Source organism: Rugamonas sp. FW305-51 (assembly GCF_058786935.1).
Map to the genome: position 1 here is coordinate 11,016 of NZ_JBYSZG010000038.1, position 23,986 is coordinate 35,001.

A 23,986-nucleotide genomic window follows, 5' to 3' on the forward strand; every position below is an offset into this window, starting at 1 on the left:
GCCCAGGCGCCGCCGGCCGGCACCAGCGATGGTGTCGGCCATCCGGAAGCGGGCCTTCCGGAGCCAGGCGCCACGACGAAAAACACGACAGGATAAGCAGATTTATGGAAGTCATACGCACCCGCGCGCTGCGCGGCCCCAATCTTTGGAGTCATCACACGGCGGTTGAGGCCATCGTATCCTGCACCCCCGAAGAGCAGAACATCGAGTTGATGTCCGGTTTCGAAGCCCGCCTGCGGACCCGCTTCCCGGCCCTCAGCGCGCTGCAGCCCACCGGCCACACGGACGCCGTGCCCATGGCCCACGTGCTGGAACTGGCGGCCCTGTGCCTGCAGGCGCAGGCCGGCTGCCCCGTCACCTTCAGCCGCACCACGCAGACGCTGGAGCCGGGCATCTACCAGACCGTGGTCGAATACACGGAAGAGGCGGTGGGCCGGCTGTCGCTGGAGCTGGCCGTCAACCTGATCAACGCGGCCGTGGCCGACACCCCGTTCGACCTGACGGGCGCGCTGGCCGAGCTGCGCGACCTGGACGAGGACGTGCGCCTGGGCCCCAGCACGGGCGCCATCGTGGCCGCCGCCGTGGCGCGCGACATCCCGTTCCGCCGCCTGACCGAAGGCAGCATGGTCATGTTCGGCTGGGGCAGCCGCCAGCGCCGCATCCAGGCCGCGGAAATGGACAGCACCAGCGCCATCGCCGAATCGATCGCGCAGGACAAGGAACTGACCAAGAAGCTGCTGCACGCAGCCGGCGTGCCGGTACCGATCGGCCGTTCGGTGGCCGACGCCGACGACGCCTGGGCCGCGGCGATGGACATCGGCCTGCCGGTGGTGGTCAAGCCCAAGGACGGCAACCAGGGCAAGGGCGTGACGGTCAACGTCATGACGCGCGAACAGCTGACCAAGGCTTACCACACTGCGCGCGAATTCCGCGACGACATCATGGTCGAGCGCTTCCTGCCCGGTAACGACTTCCGCCTGCTCGTCATCGGCGACAAGCTGGTGGCCGCGGCCCGCCGCGATCCGCCCCAGGTGGTGGGCGACGGCGTGCACACGGTGCGCGAGCTGGTACAACAGGTCAACGCCGACCCGCGCCGCGGCAGCGGCCATTCGACCTCGCTCACCAAGATCAAGTTCGACGACATTGCGCTGGCCCGGCTGGCGCTGCAGGACCTGGAGGCGGACTCGATCCCGTCCAAGGGCCAGCGCGTGATCCTGCGCAACAACGCCAACCTGTCGACCGGCGGCACCGCCACCGACGTCACCGACGACGTGCATCCGGAAGTGGCGGCGCGCGCGGTGGAAGCGGCCCAGATGATAGGCCTCGACATCTGCGGCGTGGACGTGGTGTGCGACGGCGTATTGCAGCCGATCGAAGACCAGCGCGGCGGCGTGGTGGAAGTGAATGCCGCCCCGGGCCTGCGCATGCACCTCTCGCCGTCCTACGGCAAGGGCCGCGCCGTGGGCGAAGCCATCGTCAACAGCATGTTCCCCGAAGGCGAGGATGGCCGCATCCCCGTGGTGGCCGTCACCGGCACCAACGGCAAGACCACCACCGTGCGCCTGATCGCCCACCTGCTGACGGCCTCCGGCCTGCGCACCGGCATGACCAACACGGACGGCGTCTACATCGAAGGGCGCCGTACCGACAGCGGCGACTGCAGCGGCCCGCGCAGCGCGCGCAACGTGCTGCTGCACCCGGACGTGGACGCGGCCGTGTTCGAGACGGCCCGCGGCGGCGTGCTGCGCGAAGGCCTGGCCTTCGACCGCTGCAAGGTGGCCGTGGTGACCAACATCGGCACCGGCGACCACCTGGGCCTGAACTACATCACCACGGTGGAAGACCTGGCCGTGCTCAAGCGCGTGATCGTGCAGAACGTGGCCGAAAGCGGCTTCGCCGTGCTCAACGCGATGGACCCCATCGTGGCCGGCATGGCCGCCAACTGCCGCGGCAAGGTGATCTTCTTTGGCGCCGAACGGGGCCACCCGGTGATCGCCACCCATGTGGCACAGGGCCGGCGCACCATCTACGTCGAGAACGGCCACCTGGTGGCCGTCGAGGGCAAGCAGATGCATCAGGTGGACCTGACCCAGGTGCCCATCACCCGCAACGGCACCATCGGCTTCCAGGTCGAGAACGTGATGGCGGCCGTGGCCGCCGCCTGGGGCGTGGGCATCAGCTGGGAGTCCATCCGCCTGGGCCTGAAGACCTTCGCCAACGACAGCGACAACGCGCCGGGCCGCTTCAACGTGTTCGACTACAAGGGCGCCACCCTGATCGCCGACTACGGCCACAATCCGGACGCCATCCTGGCCCTGGTGCAGGCGGTGGAAACCATGCCGGCCAAGCGCCGCGCGGTGGTGATCTCGGGCGCCGGCGACCGCCGCGACCAGGACATCACGCAGCAGACGGAAATCCTGGGCCGCGCCTTCGACGACGTGGTGCTGTACCAGGACCAGTGCCAGCGCGGCCGGGTCGACGGTGAAGTGGTGGCCTTGCTGCGTGCGGGCCTGGACGGCGCGCCGCGCACCAGCCACATCGCCGAGATCACAGGCGAGTTCCTCGCCATCGACACGGCGCTGGCGCGCCTGCAGGAGGGCGATTTATGCCTGATCCTGGTCGACCAGGTGGAGGAAGCGCTGGCCCACATCGCCCGGCGCATCGCCGAAGCCTGATTGTCGCCGGCACGCAGCACGCGGCCGCTGGCGCACCGGAGTCCCCGGTGCGCCAGCGGCCGTTTTACATCCAGATCCCTCCGTCATTCGAATAAGCTTGCGGCTTGATATTCTGTCGCTGCCGCCCGCTTATTTCCCGCCTTGCGCCGCTCCGATTATTTTGCATCATTCAATATTACTATTTTTATTCCGGCCGGATTAATAACTCCCATCCTGAAATGGCCGGCCTCGATTCATTCCAGCATAATATCGATGCCGTCGCCGCCGTCGCCGTCAGGCATGGCTGGCCTGGGGCGGGAGGCCCGTATTCAAGGGAATTCTTGTGCAATGGAGTATTACTTACTTGCATAATAATTCTCTCGGATTCTCATCCGTTAAATTCGCCAAATCAAATACCTGACATATATATTTTGTTTTTTATGTGCATCATTTTGAATTGCTGTGGCATGATATTTCGGCAGGCGGGGAATATTATTCCAGCTTGCCGCAGTCGCCAGTTGCTGTTTGTTTGCTAGTTATATACCGGGTTTCCCTGTTATACAAATCGAACGAATGAGGAGCACGCAATGGATCCATTTATTGGTCAAATCATCCTGTGGCCGGGCCTGTGGGTACCGGAGGGCTGGGCTTTGTGCGACGGCAGCGTCTACAAGGTCTCCGACTACCAGGCCTTGTTTTCCCTGATCGGCAATACCTATGGCGGCACCAGCCCCAACACGTTCGCCTTGCCGGACCTGCGCTCCAAGGTGCCGGTGGGGACCACGGCCATGAACGGCGTGGGCAAGCAGACCGGCGCCGCCACCGCCACCGTGACGGCGGTGGGCACCGGCAATGTCAACATCGGCGTGGACAACCTGCCCAGCCACACCCACACGGCCACCTTCACCCCCGGCGGCGGCACCTCCTCGGTGAGCATCGCCATACCCGCCGACAGCACCGGCGAGACGGACAATGTGCCGGGCCCGAGCCTGGTGATGGGCAAGAGCATGGTGGGGACGACGCCGGCCAAGGTCTACAGCGCCAATGCGGCCAACACCACGCTCAAGCCATTCTCGGTCAGCGTGCCGGCCGGCGGCGGCACCGTGGTCAACGCCAACACGGGGTCCGGGACGGCGCTGCCGGTCACGGTCAACGTGCCGGTGTCGGTGAGCACCTTGCAACCGGGGCTGGCGCTCAATTACATCATCGCCTTGAACGGCATCTATCCGACCCGCCCCTGAGCCGCCAAGGCCACGCCATGCTGATTGCGGCACGGAGCCGTCCGTGCCGCGCCATTGCCAGACCGTCGCCGTCCGGCTTCCGGGCCGGGCGGCGCAGCCGGTGCGTCTGCGTCACCCGGCCCAACTGAACAGGACTACTGCCATGTATCGTTCGCTAGCCTCTTGCGCCCCCGTCAGCCTGCACTGCGGCCACGCGGGCCATACCCCGCACCGGCAAATCGTTTTCATCGACAGCACGCTCGACGACTTGCAGGTGCTGCTGGACGGGCTCGCGCCCGGCCTGGAAGTGCATCTGCTCGACGGGAGCAGGGACGGGCTGGCCCAGGTGGCCCGCCAGCTGGAGGGCCGGCACGGGGTCGACGCGCTGCACCTGGTATCGCACGGCTCGCCCGGCACGCTGGCCCTGGGCAGCCTGCGGCTCGATGCCGCCACGCTGGCTGGCCGTGGGGCCGAGCTGGCGGCCATTGCCGGCGCCCTCAGCGACGACGCCGATCTGTTGTTGTACGGCTGTCACGCCGGCGCGGGCGCGGGCGGGGCGGCACTGCTCGACGCGTTGGCGCGGGCCACGGGCGCCAGTGTGGCCGCGTCCACGGGACCGGTGGGCGCCAGCGGCCGTGGCGGCAGCTGGCGGCTCGACCGGTATTGCGGCCCGGTCGCCACCCCGTCGCTGGGGGCGGACGGCGCGCTGGAGGGCTATGGCGGGTTGTTGTCGACCTCGACCTTCGATTTTACTGCCGGGGTGTTCCCGGCCGCCGGCATCGGCTCGGGCGCGGCGGTCGGGGGACAGCTCGTGGGCAGCGATACGCTGAGGCTGACGCCCAATGGCGACGTCCTGATCTATGTGGCGACACCGATGGACCTCTACAGCGCCAACTACATCAATTTTTCCGGCAACGTCTACGGGATGACGTTTGACGATATGAATACCACCACCATCACTTTTTCGGTGGATGGCGGCAAAGTGTTCGACCTGACCGGTTTCAGCATCCTGGACTTGACCGCCAACAGCGTCGATCCGACCCTGATGCGGCTCACTACCAACAATAATGATGTCGTGAACTTCTCGTTCATCAGCACCACGGAAACGGCCATCGCGAAGACTTTCTCCGACTCGGTATTGCACGGGGTATCGTCCGTTACCCTGACCCTGCAATCGAACAGCAATCTCGTCGTGGCGCTCGACGATATCAAGCTGGAAAACATTCACTTGCCCGACATCGCGCCCACGTTCGTCGGCGCCACCACCACCCTGTCGATGACGGAAAACGACAGCGCGGCCGGCATTGCAAGTTTGCTGCAGGTGAGCGACACGGACAGCAGCCAGACCCTGACCTGGAGCCAGAGTAGTGCCCCCAGCCACGGCACGCTGGGCTTTACCGGCGCCACGGCCAGCAGCGGCAGTACCGCCATCACCAGCGGCGGCACCATCACCTACGCGCCCGCGGCCGGTTATGCGGGCACGGACAGCTTCACCGTGCAGGTGTACGACGGCATCCTCACGGCCACCCGCACCATCACCGTCAGCGTCACCCCGGCCACGCCGGGCACGCCCGACCTGGCCAGCGCCAGCGATTCGGGCACCAGCAATTCGGACAATGTGCTCAAGGGCGGCAGCATCGCCTTCAGCGGCACCAGCGCGGCCGGCGACAGCAGCAGCGTGGTGCGCGTGTTTCTCGACCAGAACGGCAACCACAGCTACGACGCCGGCACCGATCCCACGGCCACGGCCACCGTCAGCAACGGCAGCTGGACCGTCTCCGGGCTGAACACGAGCGGCGTGAGCGACGGCAGCTACGACGTGTACGCCCAGGTGACGTCGGCCACGGGCGGCCTGACCAGCGCCGCCAGCGGCGCCCTCAGCGTCACCATCGATAACACGGCGCCGACCCAGACCGTGAGCGCCATCGCGCTGTCGGCCGACACGGGCGGCAGCGCGTCGGACGGCATCACGCAGACGGCGGCGCAGACCGTCAGCGCCACGCTGAGCGGCGCGCTGGGCGGCACCGACGTGCTGTATGGCTCGCTCGACAACGGCGCCACCTGGACCGACATCACGTCCATGGCCAGCGGCACGGCCGTCAGCTGGACCGGCGTCACGCTGGCCGGCAGCAGCACCCTGAAGCTGAAGGTGACGGACCTGGCCGGCAACGACGGCAGCGCCGCCAGCCAGGCGTACGTGCTCGACACGACGGCGCCCACGGTATCGGTGGGGATGGGCGATACCGCGCTGAGAATCGGCGACACCTCGCTGGTGACGTTCACCTTCTCGGAAGCGGTGAGCGGCTTCACCACGGCCGACCTGGCGGCGGCCAACGGCGCCGTGAGCGGCCTCAGTACGTCCGACGGCGGCACCACCTGGACCGCCACCTTCACGCCCACGGCCAGTACCGAGGACGCCACCAACGTCATCACGGTGGACAAGACAGGCGTGAGCGACCTGGCCGGCAACGCCGGCAGCGGCAGCACCAGCACGGCCAACTACGCGGTCGACACGGTGCGCCCCACGGCCACGGTGGCGGTGGCCGACACGGCGCTCAAGATCGGCGACACGTCGCTGGTGACGATCACCTTCTCGGAAGCGGTGACGGGCTTCACCACGGCCGACCTGTCGGTGGACAACGGCGCCGTGAGCGGCCTCAGTTCGGGCGACGGCGGCGTGACCTGGACCGCGACCCTGACGCCGACGGCCAGCGTGACCGATGCCACCAACCTCGTCACGCTCGACAACACGGGCGTGAGCGACCAGTCCGGCAACGCCGGCAGCGGCAGCACCGATTCCAACAACTACGCGGTCGACACGGCCCGTCCCACCGCCAGCGTGGTATTGGCCGACAGCGCGCTGGCAGCCGGCGAAACCTCGCTCGTCACCGTCACGTTCTCGGAAGCGGTGACGGGCCTGACCAACGCCGCGCTGACGGTGGCCAACGGCACGCTCGGCACGCTCAGCTCCGCCGACGGCGGCATCACCTGGACCGGCACCTACACCCCCACGGCCAGCGTGGACGACGCCACCAACGTCATCACGCTCGATAACACGGCCGTGACGGATGCGGCCGGCAACGCGGGCAGCGGCACCACCGATTCGGCCAACTACGTGATCGACGGTGTCGCGCCGACCGCCACCATCGTGGTGGCCGACAACGACCTGCAGGGCAGCGACACGTCGCTGGTGACCATCACGTTCTCGGAAGCGGTGACGGGTTTCACCACGGCCGACCTGACGGTGGCCAATGGCGCCGTCAGCGGCCTGGCCTCGTCCGACGGCGGCGTGACCTGGACCGCCACCCTGACGCCGACGCTGGGCGTGGTGGACGCCAGCAATGTCGTCACGCTGGACAACTCGGGCGTGCACGACCTGGCCGGCAACGCCGGCAGCGGCACCACCGATTCCAACAACTACGCCGTCAGCACCATGGTGCCCACGGCCACCGTCACGCTCAGCGACTCGGCGCTCAAGATCGGCGACACGGCCACCGTCACCATCACCTTCTCGGAGGCCGTGACGGGCTTTTCCAATGCCGACCTGACGGTGGACAACGGCACGCTGACGGCCGTCACCTCGTCCGACGGCGGCGTCACCTGGACCACCACTTTCACCCCCACGGCCGGCACGACAGATGCCACCAACATCATCCGGCTCGACAACACGGGCGTCGTCAACGCGGGCAGCATGGCCGGCGTGGGCCACACGGATACGGCCAACTACACGGTCGATACGGTGCGCCCCACGGCCACCGTGACGCTGGCCGACAGCGCCCTGCTGGCCGGCGAAACGTCGCTCGTCACCATCACCTTCTCGGAAGCGGTGGCGGGGCTGACGGCGGCCGACCTGACGGTGGCCAACGGCACCATTTCCACGCTCAATTCGGCCGACGGCGGCACCACCTGGACCGCCACGCTGACGCCCACGGCCAGCGTGACGGACGCCACCAACCTGGTCACGCTCGACAACACGGGCGTGGCCGACCTGGCCGGCAACGCCGGCAGCGGCAGCACGGATTCGGGCAACTACACAGTGAGCACGGTGCGCCCCACGGCCACCATCGCCGTGGCCACCACCACGCTGGGCGTGGGCGCCACCAGCGTGGTCACCATCACCTTCTCGCAGGCGGTGACGGGCTTCGACAACAGCGACCTGACGGTGGGCCACGGCACGCTGAGCGCCGTCGCCTCGAGCGACGGCGGCGTCACCTGGACCGCCACCCTGACGCCGGAGACGGGCGTGAGCGCGGCCGGCAACGTGCTCACCCTGAACGGCGCCGGGGTGTTGAACGAGGCCGGCAACGCCGCCAGCGGCACCATCTCCTCGAACCCGTACACGGTCAGCACGGCGCCGGCGCCGGCCGAACCGCCCGCCGTTCCGAGCACGGTCGATGGCGTGCCCCTGACCACGGTGACCAGTACCGACCCGGCCACCGGGCTGACCAACGCGCAGGTGACGGTGCCGGTGGTGGTGCCAACCCGGCCCGACGATCCATCCACGCCCAACCCCGGGCTGGCCGACATTCCGCTCGGCGTCACGACGCCGGCCGGCCATGTCACGACGCTGACGGTCAGCCTGCCCAGCGGCACCGGGCTGGAGGCCAGCGGCCCCACCACGCTGCTGAGCAATGAGCAGGCGCTGCTGGACCTGATCCGCCGCATCGAGCAGAAGACCGACACCGATTCGCCCGTGCAGCACGACATGACGGGGCAGGGCACGAACTTCCTGCACGATCTGGCCGGCAGCACCTTGCTGCAGACCCAGACCCTGGTGCCCACCGTGGCCAGCGGCAGCGGCCCGCAGACCATCCACATCGACGGCAGTTCCACCACGCCGCCGCCGGGCGGGCCGGCCAACGGCACGGCCATCGGGCTGGTGATCGATGCCAGCCACCTGCCCGGCGGCTCGGTGCTGGAGCTGAACAACGTGGACTTTTCCGCCGTGGTGGGGGCGATCACGCTGCGCGGCGGCGACGGCCAGAACTACGTGATTGGCGACAACGCGTCGCAAAACATCCTGCTGGGCGCCGACGACGATACGCTGTACGGCGGTGGCGGCAACGACATCGTCGGCAGCGCCGGCGGCAACGACCAGCTCGACGGCGGCAGCGGCGACGACATCGTCGTGGGCGGCATCGGCAACGACACGCTGGTGGGCGGCACCGGCAACGACGTGTTGCAGGGCGGACGCAGCAGCCAGGGGGCGTGGCAGTTCTACCTGGGCAGCGACGGCGTCCTGTCGGCCCGCCACCAGACGGCCGTGTTCGCGCCGGACCAGACGGAGTCGCTGGCCCGCTCCGAGCTGAACGGGGCCGACGCCGACCTGGCCTTCCTGAACGCCACGCCATCGCAACTGGCCGATCTGGCGCTGCTGTACCACGCCGCGTTCGGCCGCGCCTCGGACTTGCCGGGCCTGAATTACTGGCTGCAGACGGGGCGGCCCATTGCCGAGATCGCACACGGCTTCCTGCAGTCGCCCGAATGGCTGGCGGAAGGGCTGAGCCAGATGAGCAACGAGGCCTTCGTGCAGCAGCTGTACCAGCAGGCGCTGGGACGCGCGGCCGATGCGGGCGGACTGGCCTATTGGCTCGCCAAGCTGGATGGCGCCGACGCCCAGCCGGCCGCCAGCCGCGACCAGGTGTTGCTGGGGGTGGCCACCAGCGCCGAGCACCGGACGCTGGAAAATGGCAGCGCCGGTCAGCTGGTCGGGAGCGCCAACGTGAGCCACGAGGGCAGCTGGATCACGGGGGCGGGCGACAATCGCCTCGACGGCGGCGCCGGCAACGATGTGCTGGTGGGCGGTGCCGGCACCGACACGGTGGTCTACAGCGGCAAGCTGGCCGACTACAAGCTGCTGCTGGGCAGCGATGGCGCGATCCATGTGGCCGACAAGGGCAACAGCGACGTCGATACCATCAGCGGCATCGAATTGGGCAGCTTTAGCGACGGCACGGTGGACCTGCGCTTTACCCAGGCCGGGACGGCCACGTTGAAGACCGTGGGCTTGCTGTACGAGGCCGTGCTGGACCGCACGGCCGACCTGGCCGGCATGTCATGGTGGCTGGACCTGCACGCCGGTGCCAGCCAGCTGGCGGCCGGCTTTGCCGGCTCCGACGAGTTCAAGGCGCACTACGGTGCCATGGACGACGCCAGCTTTGTCCACGCACTGTATGCCAACAGCGGCCTGGCCGACAGCGCCGCCGGCGGCAGTGCGCAATGGACGGCCTACCTGGGCGGCCATACGCGCGCCGAGCTGGTGGGGGCCTGGGTGGCGCAGCAGGACGTGGCCGACGCCCAGTTCGGCACACAGGGCTTGTGGCTGGTGTGATGCGGACGGGAGGTGTGTCATTTATATTTTCTATCGAGATCATATAAATATATAGCTTTTGTTTATGGTCGATGGTGCATAGACTAGTCCCATTGTTCACCCAGCTGAGGAGCTACGCCATGCGCCATCAACCACCTGTCACCACCGCTTCCGGCATTCCCGTTGCCGACAACCAGAACTCGGCCAGCGCCGGCCCGCGCGGCCCGCTGCTGCTGCAGGATTTCCACCTGATCGAGAAGCTGCAGCACTTCAATCGCGAGCGCATCCCCGAGCGCGTGGTGCACGCCAAGGGCTCGGGCGCCTACGGCACCTTCACCGTCACGCACGACATTTCGCGCTACACGCGGGCCAGGCTGTTTGCCGGCGTGGGCAAGCAGACGGCCACCTTCGTGCGCTTTTCCACCGTGGGCGGCGAGCGCGGCAGCGCCGACACCGAGCGCGATCCGCGTGGCTTCGCCATCCGTTTCTACACGGAGGAAGGCAACTGGGACCTGGTGGGCAACAACACGCCCATGTTCTTCATCAAGGATCCCATCAAGTTCCCCGATTTCGTCCACACCCAGAAGCGCGATCCGCAGACCAACCTGAAATCGGCCACCATGATGTTCGACTTCTGGAGCAAGGCGCCCGAGAGCCTGCACCAGGTGACGATGCTGTTCTCCGACCGCGGCACGCCGGACGGCTACCGCCACATGGACGGCTTCGGCAGCCACACCTACAGCCTGATCAACGCGGCCGGCGAGCGGGTCTACGTCAAGTGGCACTTCAAGACGCGCCAGGGCATCCGCAACCTGAGCGCGGCCGAAGCGGGCCGGCTGGCCGGGGCCGATCCCGACTACGCCCAGCGCGACCTGTTCGGCGCCATCGCCGAAGGGCGCTTCCCCCAGTGGGACGTGAAGCTGCAGGTGGCCACGGAACAGCAGCTGGCCGAGTGGGAAGCGCGCACCGGCTGGAATCCGTTCGACCTGACCAAGGTATGGCCGCATCAGGACTTCCCGCTGCTGCCGGTGGGCGTGCTGGAACTGAACCGCAATCCCGACAACTACCACGCCGAAGTGGAGCAGGCCGCCTTTTCGCCCGCCAACGCCGTGCCGGGCATGGGCTACTCGCCCGACAAGATGCTGCAAGGCCGCCTGTTCGCCTACCATGACGCGCAGCTGTACCGGGTGGGCACCAACCACCAGCACCTGCCCGTGAACGCGCCGCGCTGCCCGTTCCACAACCACCAGCGCGACGGCGCCATGGCGATCCAGAACGGCGGCGCCGCGCCCAACTACGCCACCGTGGCGGCCGAGGGCAGCCATCCGTCCGGCCTGGGCCACGGCGAACCGGCGCTGGCGCTGCATGGCGGCGCCGGCCGCTACGACGGCCGCGGCCAGGAAGACGACACCACCCAGGCTGGCAACCTGTTCCGCCTGATGCCGGCCCAGGCGCGGCAGAACCTGTTCGACAACCTGGCCGGTCCGCTCAGCCAGGTGCCGGCCGACATCGTGCAGCGCCAGCTGGCCCTGTTCGACCGTGCCGATCCGGCCTACGGCGCCGGGGTGCGGGCCGCGCTCGCGGTGCGCGGCGTCAAGCCGGCGTAACGACGGCGTAACGACGGCGCGTCGTGCGCATGGGCCGCCGCGCGGAACTGCACTACAATCGGTATTCCCACTGATTGCAGCGCGCCGCGCGGAGGCCCACGTGAACCGTACTCCCACCCGTCATTCCCATCCGTCCATGCCGGGCCAGGTGGTGCTGGTGCTGCAGGGCGGCGGCGCGCTGGGCGCCTACCAGCTGGGCGTGTACCAGGCCATGCACGAGGCGGGCGTGGAGCCGGACTGGGTGATCGGTACCTCGATCGGCGCCATCAACGCCGCCATCATCGCCGGCAATCCACCCCACCACCGGCTTGACCGGTTGCGCCAGTTCTGGGGCCAGATGGAGCAGAACGCGCTCGGTTTCTCGGCCATGCCGCGCGCGCTGGCCAACCTGGTGACGATGGGGCAGGGCATCCCGGCCTTCTTCGAGCCCAACTTTTCCGCATGGTGGGGGCCGGAGGCACGGCTGGGCGTGGAGCAGGCTGCCTATTACCGCACGGCGCCGCTGCGCACCACGCTCGACACGCTGGTCGACTTCGACTACCTCAACGGCAAGCACACGCGCTTGACCGTGGGCGCCGTCAACGCCCGCACCGGCGCCATGCGCTATTTCGACAGCCGCAGGGAGACGCTCAACGCCTCGCACGTGATGGCGTCCGGCGCCATTCCGCCCGCCTTTCCGGCCGTGCGCATCGATGGCGAACCGTACTGGGACGGCGGCATCTATTCCAACACGCCCATCGAGGCCGTGCTGGACGACGAGCCGCGCCGCAGCTCCGTGATCTTTTCCGTGCAGGTGTGGAACCCGGACGGCAGCGAGCCGCAAAGCGTGCTCGAGGTGCTCGACAAGCACAAGGAGATCCAGTACGCCAGCCGCGCCGGCAACGTCGAGCAGCAGCGCAAGCTACACCGGCTGCGCCACGTGATCCGCCAGCTGACGCTGCACCTGTCGGACGAGGCGGCGGCCGCACCCGAGGTGCGCGAGCTGTCCGCCTGGGGCTGCGGCACCACCATGCACATCGTCGCCCTCAAGGCGCCGCGCCTGGGCGGCGAGGACCACACCAAGGACATCGACTTCAGCGCCCAGGGCATACGCCAGCGCTGGCAGGCCGGCTACGAGGACACCCAGCGCTTCATCGCCCTCAAGCCGTGGGAGGCGGAGGTCGACCCCATCGAGGGCGTGGCCATCCACGAGCTGCCGCCGGCGCCCTGAGCGGCGCGTTGCTCTGCCGCGGCATCAGGGCGTGGGCGCGCCCAGCACCTGGCGGCACACGTCCAGCCACGCGCGCGCCGCGTGCGACAGGTAGCGCCCGTTCCACACGTGGGCCACCTGCCACTGCAACTGCGGTTCCACCAGTTGCAGCGTATCGAGCCGGCCGATGGCCAGCCGGTGGATGAACGGTTCCGGCAGCAGGGCCACGCCCATGCCGGCCGACGCCATCGCCACCAGCCAGTCCCACTGGCCGCTCTGGGCCGCCACTTGCGGCGTAAAGCCGGCCTCGCGGAACGCCGCGCGCAGGCTGCGGGTGAGCGCGAAATCGTCCTTGAGCAGCACCAGTGGCATTCCGGCCAAGGCCTTGAAGGGCAGCGTGGCGCGCTGCCTGGGAAAGGTGCCGCTCGCCGCCAGCGCCCAGATTGGATAGCTGGCAATCTGCACCGTCTCCAGCGCCAGCGCGGGATCGGCCGGCAGCACCGTCATGCCGATTTCCAGTTCGCCGGCCGCCACCTGGCGCTCGATGGCCTGGCCCGTGCCTTCCTGCAGCGTCAGCACGATGTCGGGGTGGCGCTGGCGGAACGCCTTCAACACGGGCGTAAACAGCAGGTTGATCATGGGCGGGATGCCCACCGTCAGGCTGCCGCTTCTGGCGGCCTGGGTGTCGCGCAGTTCCAGGTTGAGCTGGCGCATGGTGGCCAGCATGTCCTCGCCGCGCGCGTAGACCACGCGGCCCGTGTCGGTCAGCGACAGCTTGCGGCCGTCGCGCACCAGCAGCTGGGCGCCCACCTCGTCCTCCAGCTGGCGCACCATCTTGCTGATGGTGGACTGGGTCACGTGCAGCGACTCGGCCGCCAGCGTGAAGCTGTTCAGCCTGACCGTTTCGACGAAGTAGCGCAGCGCGCGGATATCCATGAAAATTCCGAATGAATTGAGGGAAAATAAGTCATAAAGTGCATGCAAGGCCAATTCTATACTCGATTGCATTCAACTTAGAAGATCGAGGAGCACAGCATGTATGAAGACCGCATCCGCCGTCCGGCGCTGATGGAAAAACTGATGACGGCGCAGCAGGCGGCCCGCCTGTTCTGCAACGGCATGACCGTGGGCATGAGCGGCTTTACCCGCGCCGGCGACGCCAAGGCGCTGCCGCTGGCGCTGGTGGAACGCTCGCGCCAGGAAGCGCTGCAACTGACGCTGGTGACGGGTGCCTCGCTGGGCAACGACAGCGACGGCCTGATGGCCAGCGCCGGCGTGGTGGCGCGCCGCATGCCGTTCCAGAGCGACGCGGTACTGCGCCGCAAGATCAACAACGGCGAAGTGATGTTCATCGACCAGCACCTGTCCGAGACGGCCGAGCAGCTGCGCTCGGGCGACCTGCATGGCATCGACATCGCCGTGATCGAGGCCGTGGCTATCACGCCCGACGGCGGCATCGTGCCTACCATGTCGGTCGGGAACAGTGCCAACTTCGTGCAGCAGGCGCGCCAGGTGATCGTCGAGATCAACTTGAGCGCGCCGCTGGCGCTGGAAGGGCTGCACGACATCTACCTGCCGGCCGAGCGGCCGCACCGGGGCGCCATCCCCATGATCACGCCGTGGCAGCGCATCGGCTCGAGCACGATCCCGGTCGATCCGTCGCGCATCGCCGCCATCGTCATCACGGACAGTCCGGACAGCCCGTCCAACGCGCTGCCGCCGGACGCGGAGACGGACGCCATCGCGCGCCACGTGATCGCCTTCCTGGAAGGGGAAGTCAAGGCCGGGCGCATGGGGCCGGAGCTGCTGCCGCTGCAGGCCGGCATCGGCACCATCGCCAACGCCGTGCTGCATGGCCTGGTCGATTCGCCGTTCCGCAACCTGACCATGTATTCGGAGGTGCTGCAGGACAGCGCGCTGGAGCTGCTCGATTCGGGCCAGCTGGCCATGGCGTCGGCCTCCTCCATCACGCTGTCGGCGGCCATGCACGACAAGTTCATCCGCGAGCTGGAACACTACCGCCAGCGCGTGATTTTGCGGCCGCAGGAGATCAGCAACCATCCGGAAGTGGTGCGGCGGCTGGGCATCATCGCGCTCAATACGGCGCTCGAATTCGACATCTACGGCAACGTCAACTCGACCCACGTGGGCGGCACGCACATGATGAACGGCATCGGCGGCTCGGGCGACTTCGCCCGCAACGGCGCGCTGTCCATCTTCGTCAGCAAGGCGGCGGCCAAGGGCGGCAAGATTTCCAGCGTGGTGCCCATGGTGTCCCACGTCGACCACACGGAGCACGACGTGGACGTGCTGGTGACGGAGTGGGGCCTGGCCGACCTGCGCGGGCTAGCCCCGCGCGAGCGCGCGCCGCGCATCATCGAACACTGCGCCCACCCCGAATACCGTCCGCAGCTGCGCGCCTACTTCGAGCAGGCCTTGCTGCGCGGCGGCCAGACCCCGCACGTGCTGGAGCAGGCCCTGTCCTGGCACACGCGCTACCGCGAGCAGGGCGACATGCGCGCCTGACCGCGATAGTCTTGGCGGCGTCGCTGCGGCCCGGCATGGAATAAATGCCGGGCTTTTTCCGTTTTAGCAGTTGAATATTCAGTCATTGATGAAATCCGCCCCCGTGCGCCACTTTGAGAATTGCGATAAAACGCGGAAAATAGCGCCATCGGCAACTCCAACCCTACGGAACCAGCAATGACCATCAAAATCAGCCAAAACTTCGACTCCGGCGCCATCGAGGTGCTGCGCGCGGACAGCGCCGCCGCCATCGAACTGAACCTGCGCCAGGACTCGCACGCCGACATCCACCAGTGGTTCCACTTCCGCCTGCAGGGCGCGCGCGGGCAGGCCTGCACCATGAAGTTCCTGAATGCCGGCACGGCCACCTACGCCAAGGGCTACGAGGACTACCAGGCCTGCGCCAGCTACGACGGCGAAAACTGGTTCCGCGTGCCGACCTCGTTCGACGGCCAGGTGATGACCATCCGCCACACGCCGGAGCTGGACAGCGTGTACTACGCCTATTTCGAGCCGTACTCGTTCGAGCGCCACCTGCGCCTCTTGGGTGAAGTGGCCGAGAACCCGCTGGCCCGCGTGCTGGACCTGGGCAGCACGGTCGACGGCCGCGACATGAACCTGGTGGTGATCGGTGACCCCAAGGCGGAAAAGAAGATCTGGTTCATCGCCCGCCAGCATCCGGGTGAATCGATGGCTGAATGGTTCATCGAAGGCATGATCGACGCGCTGCTGGACGACGCCAACCCGATCGCCCGCAAGCTGCTGCAGCGCTGCGTGTTCTACATCGTGCCGAACATGAACCCGGACGGCTCCGTGCGCGGCAACCTGCGCACCAATGCGGCCGGCGCCAACCTGAACCGCGAGTGGATGACGCCGACCGCCGAGCGCAGCCCGGAAGTGCTGTACGTGAAGCAGAAGATGCACGAGACGGGCATCGACATGTTCTTCGACATCCACGGCGACGAAGCGCTGCCGTACAACTTCGTGGCCGGCAATGAGATGCTGACCAACTTCACGGAAGGGCAGCGCGCCTCGCAGCAAGCGTTCATCGACCGCTACAAGCAGGCCAGCCCGGACTTCCAGGACAAGTACGGCTACGCGGCCAGCAAGTACAAGGAAGACATGCTGACCCTGGCGTCGAAATACGTGGGCCACCACTTCGGCTGCCTGTCGCTGACGCTGGAAATGCCGTTCAAGGACAACGCCGACCTGCCCGATCCGCACGTGGGCTGGAACGGCGCGCGCAGCAAGGCGCTGGGCGCGGCCATCCTGCAACCTATCCTGCTGTCGCTGGACTGAGCATGGGCGTCGAGATCGAACGCAAGTTCCTGCTGCAAGGCGACGGCTGGCGCAGCCTGGGCCAGCCCGTGCTGCTGCGGCAGGGCTATCTGTCCTCGCACAAGGAGCGGGTGGTGCGGGTACGCATCGAGGGCGGCCAAGCCATGCTGACCATCAAGGGCCGCACGGTGGGCGCCAGCCGCGGCGAGTGGGAGTATCCTATCCCGCTGGCCGATGCAGCCGAACTGCTCGACGGCCTGTGCGAGCAGCCGCTGATCGAAAAGTACCGGACCCGCATCGCCATCGGCGGCCACGTGTGGGAAGTCGATGAATTCCTGGGCGCCAACGCGGCCCTGGTCGTGGCAGAGATCGAACTGGGCAGCGAGGACGAAGCGTTCGACAAGCCCGACTGGGTGGGCGAGGAAGTGACGTCGGACGTGCGCTACCTCAATGCCAACCTGATACGCCATCCCTACACGAGCTGGCAGGCCTGAACGTTTTGTACTAGGCTGGAGGGATGGACGAACGGCTTACCGCGCTTGAGACGCATTTCAACGCTATCCTGCCTACCTTGGCGACCAAGGCAGATCTGGAGGCGTTGCGTGCCGACATACACAAATGGATGGTTGCCACCGTCATGGGCCTGTTCATTGGATTTGCCGGTCTATTCATTGCGATGGGCAATATTCTGAAGCCGACCGTGCAGGCGCCCGTAGCAGCGCCGGCGGTCGCGCCGCAGGCGACTCCCCAGTCGGTGCCGCCTGTCATCATCTACAACATCCCCTCCGATTCGCGCCAGCCGGCCAAATAGCCCGGGCTCCCGGCGCCGCCGCGCCCGCTGACACCCACCCCAACCCGGGTTGTCAAAATGATGTAACATCTTACCAATATTTCCAGAGACCCAGATACCGAGGACGCGATGCAAATCGAATTGGATGACCTGAGCCGCCCTGCAGTGCACGCGCTGCTGCAAGCGCATTTGGACGCCATGCACGCCAACTCGCCCCCCGGCAGTGTTCACGCTCTCGACCTGGGGGCGCTCAAACAGCCGGACATCACGTTCTGGACCGCGTGGGAAGACGGCCAGCTGTTGGGCTGCGGCGCGCTCAAGCAGCTGGACGCCGATCACGCCGAAATCAAGTCGATGCGCACCGCCGCCAGCCATTTGCGCAAGGGCGTGGCCAGGGCCATCCTGGAGGTGATGCTGATGGAGTCGGTCAAGCGTGCGTATCGCTCGGTCAGCCTGGAAACGGGCCGTGGCGCCGCGTTCGCGCCCGCGCACACATTGTACGAAAGCTTGGGCTTCACCCGTTGCGGTCCGTTCGGTGCGTACGTCGAGGATGACTTCAGCGTGTTCATGACCAAACGGCTGCACGGGGCAATCGAATAAATCAAGGCGTATTCTGCGTGAAAACGGGATGGTTGACTGGCGGCTGATTTTCCATTCCAGCGAACGCACGCAGGCGCCGCCGGACAAACCTACTGGACCCCTTGAATTGAACGAAAATTTCGAAATCCAAAGAGCAGGCGGCGACGATGCGCAGGAGCTCGCAGTCATGGTCGGCGAGCTGCTGGCCGAGATCATGCGTACCATCGGCACCCAGGCATTCAACTTCCATCTTGCCGAAACCGTCTCCAGGCTGCGCGATTTCCTCGACCGCGAAAAGTATTTTGTCTTTGTCGCTCGTAGCGAGGCGGGGCTGCCGATAGGGTTTATTGCCCTTTACGAAAGCTATGCGCTGTACGCCGAGGGGGCTTTTGGCACCATCCCTGAACTTTACGTGCGGCCCGAGTACCGCACGGGCGGACTCGGCCTGCGCCTTGTGTCCCAGGCTAAGGCTTTCGGGCAATCGCGCGGCTGGACACGGTTGGAGGTCACCACGCCGCCGCTACCGCAGTTCGACAGGACGCTGGCATTTTATGAACGCGAAGGGTTTGCCATCAGCGGCGGCCGCAAACTGAAGGTGAACCTGTGAACGGTGGACCTGGCGATCCCGCCTGGCCTTTGAAGCAAGGATAGTTTCTGGTCCCACGCAAGCGCATGGTCGAGTCCTGGAAAATGGAGCAAACAGGGTGCGATCCGTAAATTATCCAATTGCCGGAACTGACCCCGCTGGTAAGTCCCAGCCATCTCAATGGAGAAGAAAGATGAAAATTCAAATTTCGCGTTTTTCGCCACATCAAAACGGCAAGGTCTTCGCAGCGCTCATGGCGCTCAGTTCGCTGATCTTTGCCGTGCCCATGGCCGTGGTCATGTCCTTTATTCCGGCGGGTATCGATCCGCATGGCAATCCGATTCCCCAGCCACCGGTCGCGATGTTCCTGGTTTTCCCAGTCGTCTATTTTGTCATGGGTTATGTGATGATCGTCATCGGCTGTGCGTTCTACAACTTCATGTTCAAGTACCTGGGCGGCATTGAATATGAAACACACGAACAATAAGCCCGGCCCGGCCTGCAAGCCAGAGCTGCCGGCACCGCGTTCCAGCATATAGCAAAAGGATTTCACCATGGATTATGTCACGCTGAATAACGGGCTCAAGATGCCCAAGCTGGGGTTTGGGGTATTCCAGATCCCCGACCCCGCCGAGTGCGAACGCTGCGTGCTCGACGCGATCGCGGCCGGCTACCGGCTGATCGATACGGCCGCCTCCTACCGCAACGAAGAGGCCGTCGGCAAGGCCGTCCGGAACAGCGGAGTGGCGCGGCAGGAGCTGTTCATCACGAGCAAACTGTGGGTGCAGGACACGGGATACGAGCGCACCACGCAGGCCATCGACAAGGCCCTGCAGCGCCTGCAGCTCGATTACCTGGACCTGTACCTGATCCACCAGCCGTTCGGCGACGTGCACGGCGCCTGGCGCGCGATGGAAGACGCTTACCGCGGCGGCAAGCTGCGCGCCATCGGCGTCAGCAACTTCTACCCCGACCGGCTGATGGACATCATCGCCTTCAACGACATCGCGCCTGCCGTCAACCAGGTCGAAATCAACCCCTTCTTCCAGCAGGCCGACAGCGCCGCCTTCATGCGGGCCAACGGCGTGCAGGCCGAGGCGTGGGCTCCTTTCGCCGAAGGCAAGAACAATCTGTTCCAGAACGGGCCGCTCAATCGCATCGCGAAGAAGTACGGAAAATCCGTCGGCCAGGTGGTGCTGCGCTGGCTGATCCAGCGCGATATCGTGGCCCTGGCCAAGACCGTGCGGCGCGAACGCATGGCCGAGAACCTCGACGTGTTCGATTTCAGCCTCGACGAGGCGGACATGGCCGCCATCGCCACGCTGGAAACGGGCACCAGCAGCTTCTTCTCCCACCGCGACCCGGCCATCGTCAAGTGGATGAGCGAACGCCGGCTGGATCTGTGAGCCGGCCGGCTGCTAGCTAAAATCGCTAGGCCCGACTGCGGACTATCGCGAGCCCCGGTTCCCTGCTTTCCGGTATTGCCGCCGCGCGCGGCGCCCGATAATTGGTGCCTGGTCCGGATGTTCCGGATCGCACCGATCTGGAAAGGGCCTGCGCCATGCCACAAACACCGACCGCATTGCGTCTCGACGGCCAGGGCAAGCCGCTGTGGCTTGCCCTGGAACTCACCTACCGCTGTCCCCTCAAGTGCTCGTGGTGCAGCAACCCGCTCGATTTCGAAGACTACACCCAGCGCGAACTGACGACCGACGACTGGCGCCGCGTGATGCGCGAGGCGCGCGCGCTGGGTGCGCTGCAGGTCGGCTTTACGGGCGGCGAACCGCTGCAGCGCCGCGACCTGGAAGAACTGGTGGCCTACGCCGAGCAGATCGGCCTGTACAGCAACCTCATTACTTCCGGCGTCGGCCTGTCCGAGGCCCGCCTGCTGGCCCTGAAACAGGCGGGCCTCAAGCAGATCCAGCTGTCCATGCAATCGACCGACGCCGCCCTGACCGATGAACTGGTGGGCGCCAAGGCGCACCAGGTCAAGCTCGACGCGGCGCGCCGCATCAAGGCGCTTGGCATGCCGATGGTGCTCAACATGCCGGTGGGCCGCCAGAACATCGGCCACGTAGGCGCCATGATCGCGTACGCGGCCAAGCTCGGCGCCGAATACCTGGAACTGGCCAACCTGCAGTACTACAACTGGGCCCTGATCAATCGCGACGAACTCATGCCCAGCCTGGCCGCGTTGCGCGCGGCCGAGAAAGTGGTGCAGGAATGGCGCGCCCGGCTGGGCAAGCAGATGGCCATCTACTACGTGATCCCCGACTACTACGAGGGCCGGCCCAAGGCTTGCATGAACGGCTGGGGCGCCATCCACCTGACCATCGCGCCGGACGGCGTGGCGATGCCGTGCCAGGAGTCGCGCTCCGTGCCCGGCCTGGATTTCATCTCCGTGCGCGACCGGCCGCTGGACTGGATCTGGAACGAGTCGCCGCTGTTTCGCAAATACCGCGGGCTGGACTGGCTGCCCGAACCATGCCGCAGCTGCGACGAGCGCGAAAAGGACTTCGGCGGCTGCCGCTGCCAGGCCTTCCTGCTGACTGGCGACGCCGGCAACACCGACCCGGCCTGCGACCGCTCGCCGCACCACCACCTGATGCAGGCGGCCGTGCACAGCGCGACCCGTCCGCTGCGTTTCCGCAAACCGCTGGTCAAGCGCGCCGCCGGCGTGATGTCCACCGCCTTCATGGAGGACTAGATGCGCTGCCCCTACGATCACGCCCTTGCCACCCTGCTGTGCGGCGCGCTGTTGACGGCCTTGCTGGTGGCGCTGCTGCGCTACGGCTGGCTCTGAGGCCGCCATGGATGCCGAATTTTTCGCCCTCGCGCTGCGCTGGCTGCACTTCCTGGCCGGCGTGGTCTGGGTCGGCCATAACTATTCGAGCGTGGTGCAGCGCCCCGTCTATGTGCCGCTGCAGGCGTCGGACCTGAACGGCGACGCCAGCCCCCGCTTCCAGGCCATGCTCAACCGCGAACATGGGGTGTTCCGCTGGGCCTCGGTGATCACCTGGAGCGCCGGCCTGCTGATGTTGTGGCAGCGCGGCGCGCTGCCCTATGCCTTGCGCCTGCAGGGCGGCCAGGCACCGATCGGGATCGGCATGTACATCGGCACGCTGATGATGCTCAACGTCTGGTTCGTGCTGTGGCCGCATCAGCAAAAGGTGCTTGGCCTGGTGCCGGCCCCGGTGGCCGAACGGCTGCGCTGCGCGCGCATCAGCCACCTGTCCTCGCGCACCAACACCATGCTCTCCGTGCCGCTGCTGTTCTTCATGGCGGCGGGCGCGCACGGCGGCCTGGCACTGGCCGGATGAATGCCGCCTACAACTTCGCGGCCGGCCCGGCCCAGTTGCCGGCCGCCGTGCTGGAACAGGCGCGCGAGCTTTGGTTTGCACGGGCCGACGACGGCAGCAGCGCGCTCGAGCGCCCCTTCACGGGCGCCGCGTTCGGCGCCGCGCTGGCGCTTGCGCGCGCGCGCCTGGCCGCGCTGCTGGCGGTGCCGGACAATTACCACATCCTGTTCCTGGCCGGCGGAGCGACCCAGCAGTTTTCCATGGTGCCGCTGAATCTGCTGGGCGACGCCACCCGCGTGGCCTATGCCGATTCCGGCCACTGGTCGCAGCGCGCGATGGCGGAGGCGGGCCGCTACGCCGCCGTCACCGTCGCGGCCCGCTACCATGGTGCGCAGGCGCTGGCGGCGCCGCCCCTGGGCCGCTGGCAGCTGCCGGCCGGCTGCGCCTATTGCCACATCACGCCCAATGAAACGGCCGACGGTATCGCCTATCCGGCGCTGCCCGACTGCGGCACCGTGCCGCTGGTGGCCGACATGACCTCTTGCCTGCTGACGGCGCCGCTGGAGGTGGCGCGTTACGGCCTGGTGTACGCGGCGGCGCAGAAAAATTTCGGCATTGCCGGCATGACGGTGGTGATCGTGCGCGACGACCTGCTGCGGCGTCCGGCCCCGCTGGCGCCGTCCGCATACAACTACCGGCTGCAGGCCGCGCAGGGCAGCCGCGTCAACACGCCGCCGATGCTGGCCATCGAAATGGCGGGCATGATGTTCGACTGGATCGCGCAGCAGGGCGGCTTGGCCGCGATGCAGGCCTGCGGCCAGCGCAAGGCGGCCTTGCTGTATGGTGCGATCGACGGCAGCGGTGGGTTTTTCCGCGCGCCCGTGGCGCCCGGCCATCGTTCCCCCGTCAACGTGCGCTTCGAGCTGGCCGAGCCGGCGTTGACGGCGCGCTTCCTCGCCCATGCCGCGCAATGCGGGCTGCACAACCTGGGAGGACACAGCCAATTCGGCGGCTTGCGCGCCAGCCTGTACAACGCCATGCCGGAAGCGGGCGTGCACGCGCTCATCGGCTGCATGGCCGACTTCATGCGGAGGCTGGGATGAACGGCTGGTTGCGCGCCCTGCGCGAGCGCCCCGGACTGGCCGGCGGCATCGATCGCGCCGGCAGCCGCGCCGCATCGCTGCTGGCCTGCGGCTTTGCCGGGGTCGAATTCGGCACCGCCGCGCCGTTGCCCGGACCGGGCGGCCAGCCGGGCGTGGCGGCGCTGGTGCGGCGGCTGGACACCGTGATTGGCCTGCCGGGCAGGGCGCGGATCGGCATCGGCCTGGGCATGAACGGGGACGTAGCGCTGGACGCGCTGGGCGCGCAGTGGCTGGCCGGCATGCGCGCCGCCTGGCCTGTGGCCGATTACCTGTGCTTCAACCTGAGCGCGGCCGCCTATCGCCCGTTGTTGCAGCCGGAGTACGCGGCACTGGTGGGCGCCGCGCTGGCCACCGTCGCCGGCGAGCGCGCCCGGCTCACGGCCGTCACCGGCCGGTACGTCGGTTTCGCACTGAAGCTGCCGCTCGATGCGCCGCAGGTGAGCGCGCCGGCGCAGGGGGCGCTGACGGCCGGCTTCGACGCGCTGGTGGCGGTCTTGCCCGACCATGCGGCGCGCCTGGAATGGCTGCATGAGTGGGCCCATGCCATCGATGGCGGCGCGGCGCTGGTCGCCGTGGGCGGCATGCGCCGCGCGGCCGATGTGCGCGCGGCGCTGCGGGCCGGGGCCGACGGCATCCAGGTTCATCGCGCCTTCGTCGAACAGGGCGCCGCCTGCCTGGCGCCGTTGCTGGCCGGGCTGGCGCGGCCGGTTGCTATCTCATGATTATCGCGAGGCGCATCTGGCTGGGCGCCGTTGGCGCGCCGGCGCCGGTGCTGTGATACTCATTGCAGGTACAGCACTTCGCTG

The 23,986-nt window shown here is 67.2% G+C and carries 18 protein-coding genes; 17 read left to right on the forward strand and 1 reads right to left on the reverse strand.

The window, feature by feature from the left end:
• The first annotated feature begins 104 nt into the window (after window positions 1-104).
• The 5 genes from cphA to AC3WOS_RS21640 all read left to right on the forward strand — a co-directional run bounded on the left by cphA (window position 105) and on the right by AC3WOS_RS21640 (window position 13,001).
• Window positions 105-2,675: a cyanophycin synthetase gene (cphA, locus tag AC3WOS_RS21620; protein ID WP_492718426.1), complete on the forward strand. Its 2,571-nt coding sequence runs from the start codon at window positions 105-107 to the stop codon at window positions 2,673-2,675.
• A 566-nt stretch (window positions 2,676-3,241) separates the two neighbouring features.
• Window positions 3,242-3,895, forward strand: coding sequence for a phage tail protein (locus AC3WOS_RS21625; RefSeq protein WP_492718428.1), 654 nt, complete (start codon window positions 3,242-3,244; stop codon window positions 3,893-3,895).
• 142 nt (window positions 3,896-4,037) lie between these two features.
• Complete coding sequence (locus tag AC3WOS_RS21630) at window positions 4,038-10,205, forward strand: Ig-like domain-containing protein (protein ID WP_492718429.1); 6,168 nt, start codon at window positions 4,038-4,040, stop codon at window positions 10,203-10,205.
• Between the two features lie 119 nt (window positions 10,206-10,324).
• Complete coding sequence (locus tag AC3WOS_RS21635) at window positions 10,325-11,791, forward strand: catalase (RefSeq protein WP_492718430.1); 1,467 nt, start codon at window positions 10,325-10,327, stop codon at window positions 11,789-11,791.
• A gap of 136 nt (window positions 11,792-11,927) precedes the next feature.
• A complete protein-coding gene (locus tag AC3WOS_RS21640) occupies window positions 11,928-13,001 on the forward strand; it encodes a patatin-like phospholipase family protein (RefSeq protein ID WP_492718502.1) in 1,074 nt (357 codons plus the stop codon).
• Window positions 13,002-13,025: 24 nt separating this feature from the next.
• On the opposite strand, the gene AC3WOS_RS21645 is transcribed toward AC3WOS_RS21640, so the two are convergent.
• Window positions 13,026-13,916, reverse strand: coding sequence for a LysR family transcriptional regulator (locus tag AC3WOS_RS21645; RefSeq protein WP_492718432.1), 891 nt, complete (start codon window positions 13,914-13,916; stop codon window positions 13,026-13,028).
• Between the two features lie 99 nt (window positions 13,917-14,015).
• Between AC3WOS_RS21645 and scpC the strand changes: the two genes are divergently transcribed.
• The 12 genes from scpC (at window position 14,016) to AC3WOS_RS21705 (ending at window position 23,902) form a co-directional block, all read left to right on the forward strand.
• On the forward strand, window positions 14,016-15,506 hold the full coding sequence (gene scpC / locus AC3WOS_RS21650) for a succinyl-CoA:acetate CoA-transferase ScpC (protein WP_492718433.1): 1,491 nt from the start codon (window positions 14,016-14,018) through the stop codon (window positions 15,504-15,506).
• Window positions 15,507-15,683: 177 nt separating this feature from the next.
• A complete protein-coding gene (locus AC3WOS_RS21655; RefSeq protein ID WP_492718435.1) occupies window positions 15,684-16,805 on the forward strand; it encodes a M14 family metallopeptidase in 1,122 nt (373 codons plus the stop codon).
• Window positions 16,806-16,807: 2 nt separating this feature from the next.
• Window positions 16,808-17,278 carry a CYTH domain-containing protein gene (locus AC3WOS_RS21660; protein ID WP_492718436.1) on the forward strand — a complete coding sequence of 157 codons (471 nt, stop codon included), beginning with the start codon at window positions 16,808-16,810 and terminating at the stop codon, window positions 17,276-17,278.
• A gap of 23 nt (window positions 17,279-17,301) precedes the next feature.
• Window positions 17,302-17,595, forward strand: coding sequence for a hypothetical protein (locus AC3WOS_RS21665; RefSeq protein ID WP_492718437.1), 294 nt, complete (start codon window positions 17,302-17,304; stop codon window positions 17,593-17,595).
• 108 nt (window positions 17,596-17,703) lie between these two features.
• On the forward strand, window positions 17,704-18,174 hold the full coding sequence (locus AC3WOS_RS21670; RefSeq protein ID WP_492718438.1) for a GNAT family N-acetyltransferase: 471 nt from the start codon (window positions 17,704-17,706) through the stop codon (window positions 18,172-18,174).
• Between the two features lie 28 nt (window positions 18,175-18,202).
• The gene (locus AC3WOS_RS21675; RefSeq protein ID WP_492718439.1) at window positions 18,203-18,760 is read left to right on the forward strand and encodes a GNAT family N-acetyltransferase; all 558 of its coding nucleotides are present in this window, start codon (window positions 18,203-18,205) and stop codon (window positions 18,758-18,760) included.
• 172 nt (window positions 18,761-18,932) lie between these two features.
• Window positions 18,933-19,226, forward strand: a complete 294-nt coding sequence (locus AC3WOS_RS21680) for a hypothetical protein (protein ID WP_492718440.1) — start codon at window positions 18,933-18,935, stop codon at window positions 19,224-19,226.
• Between the two features lie 67 nt (window positions 19,227-19,293).
• Window positions 19,294-20,145 carry an aldo/keto reductase gene (locus AC3WOS_RS21685; protein ID WP_492718441.1) on the forward strand — a complete coding sequence of 284 codons (852 nt, stop codon included), beginning with the start codon at window positions 19,294-19,296 and terminating at the stop codon, window positions 20,143-20,145.
• A gap of 155 nt (window positions 20,146-20,300) precedes the next feature.
• Window positions 20,301-21,446 carry a pyrroloquinoline quinone biosynthesis protein PqqE gene (gene pqqE, locus AC3WOS_RS21690; RefSeq protein ID WP_492718442.1) on the forward strand — a complete coding sequence of 382 codons (1,146 nt, stop codon included), beginning with the start codon at window positions 20,301-20,303 and terminating at the stop codon, window positions 21,444-21,446.
• 103 nt (window positions 21,447-21,549) lie between these two features.
• The gene (locus AC3WOS_RS21695; protein WP_492718443.1) at window positions 21,550-22,059 is read left to right on the forward strand and encodes a urate hydroxylase PuuD; all 510 of its coding nucleotides are present in this window, start codon (window positions 21,550-21,552) and stop codon (window positions 22,057-22,059) included.
• Window positions 22,056-23,141: a 3-phosphoserine/phosphohydroxythreonine transaminase gene (serC, locus tag AC3WOS_RS21700; protein ID WP_492718444.1), complete on the forward strand. Its 1,086-nt coding sequence runs from the start codon at window positions 22,056-22,058 to the stop codon at window positions 23,139-23,141. Before AC3WOS_RS21695 ends, serC begins: the two co-directional genes overlap by 4 nt.
• Window positions 23,138-23,902, forward strand: coding sequence for a dihydroorotate dehydrogenase (locus AC3WOS_RS21705; RefSeq protein ID WP_492718445.1), 765 nt, complete (start codon window positions 23,138-23,140; stop codon window positions 23,900-23,902). The genes serC and AC3WOS_RS21705 overlap by 4 nt, the downstream gene beginning before the upstream one ends.
• Window positions 23,903-23,986: the final 84 nt, after the last annotated feature.

Bases quoted from the DNA above. Each gene is read 5' to 3' on its own strand.
- AC3WOS_RS21665 (WP_492718437.1), top strand. From the start codon at position 17,302: ATGGACGAACGGCTTACCGCGCTTGAGACGCATTTCAACGCTATCCTG.
- AC3WOS_RS21680 (WP_492718440.1), top strand. From the start codon at position 18,933: ATGAAAATTCAAATTTCGCGTTTTTCGCCACATCAAAACGGCAAGGTC.
- AC3WOS_RS21655 (WP_492718435.1), top strand. From the start codon at position 15,684: ATGACCATCAAAATCAGCCAAAACTTCGACTCCGGCGCCATCGAGGTG.
- cphA (WP_492718426.1), top strand. From the start codon at position 105: ATGGAAGTCATACGCACCCGCGCGCTGCGCGGCCCCAATCTTTGGAGT.
- AC3WOS_RS21635 (WP_492718430.1), top strand. From the start codon at position 10,325: ATGCGCCATCAACCACCTGTCACCACCGCTTCCGGCATTCCCGTTGCC.
- AC3WOS_RS21660 (WP_492718436.1), top strand. From the start codon at position 16,808: ATGGGCGTCGAGATCGAACGCAAGTTCCTGCTGCAAGGCGACGGCTGG.
- AC3WOS_RS21675 (WP_492718439.1), top strand. From the start codon at position 18,203: ATGGTTGACTGGCGGCTGATTTTCCATTCCAGCGAACGCACGCAGGCG.
- AC3WOS_RS21705 (WP_492718445.1), top strand. From the start codon at position 23,138: ATGAACGGCTGGTTGCGCGCCCTGCGCGAGCGCCCCGGACTGGCCGGC.
- AC3WOS_RS21640 (WP_492718502.1), top strand. From the start codon at position 11,928: ATGCCGGGCCAGGTGGTGCTGGTGCTGCAGGGCGGCGGCGCGCTGGGC.
- AC3WOS_RS21670 (WP_492718438.1), top strand. From the start codon at position 17,704: ATGCAAATCGAATTGGATGACCTGAGCCGCCCTGCAGTGCACGCGCTG.
- serC (WP_492718444.1), top strand. From the start codon at position 22,056: ATGAATGCCGCCTACAACTTCGCGGCCGGCCCGGCCCAGTTGCCGGCC.
- AC3WOS_RS21645 (WP_492718432.1), bottom strand. From the start codon at position 13,916: ATGGATATCCGCGCGCTGCGCTACTTCGTCGAAACGGTCAGGCTGAAC.
- AC3WOS_RS21695 (WP_492718443.1), top strand. From the start codon at position 21,550: ATGGATGCCGAATTTTTCGCCCTCGCGCTGCGCTGGCTGCACTTCCTG.
- scpC (WP_492718433.1), top strand. From the start codon at position 14,016: ATGTATGAAGACCGCATCCGCCGTCCGGCGCTGATGGAAAAACTGATG.
- AC3WOS_RS21630 (WP_492718429.1), top strand. From the start codon at position 4,038: ATGTATCGTTCGCTAGCCTCTTGCGCCCCCGTCAGCCTGCACTGCGGC.
- AC3WOS_RS21685 (WP_492718441.1), top strand. From the start codon at position 19,294: ATGGATTATGTCACGCTGAATAACGGGCTCAAGATGCCCAAGCTGGGG.
- pqqE (WP_492718442.1), top strand. From the start codon at position 20,301: ATGCCACAAACACCGACCGCATTGCGTCTCGACGGCCAGGGCAAGCCG.
- AC3WOS_RS21625 (WP_492718428.1), top strand. From the start codon at position 3,242: ATGGATCCATTTATTGGTCAAATCATCCTGTGGCCGGGCCTGTGGGTA.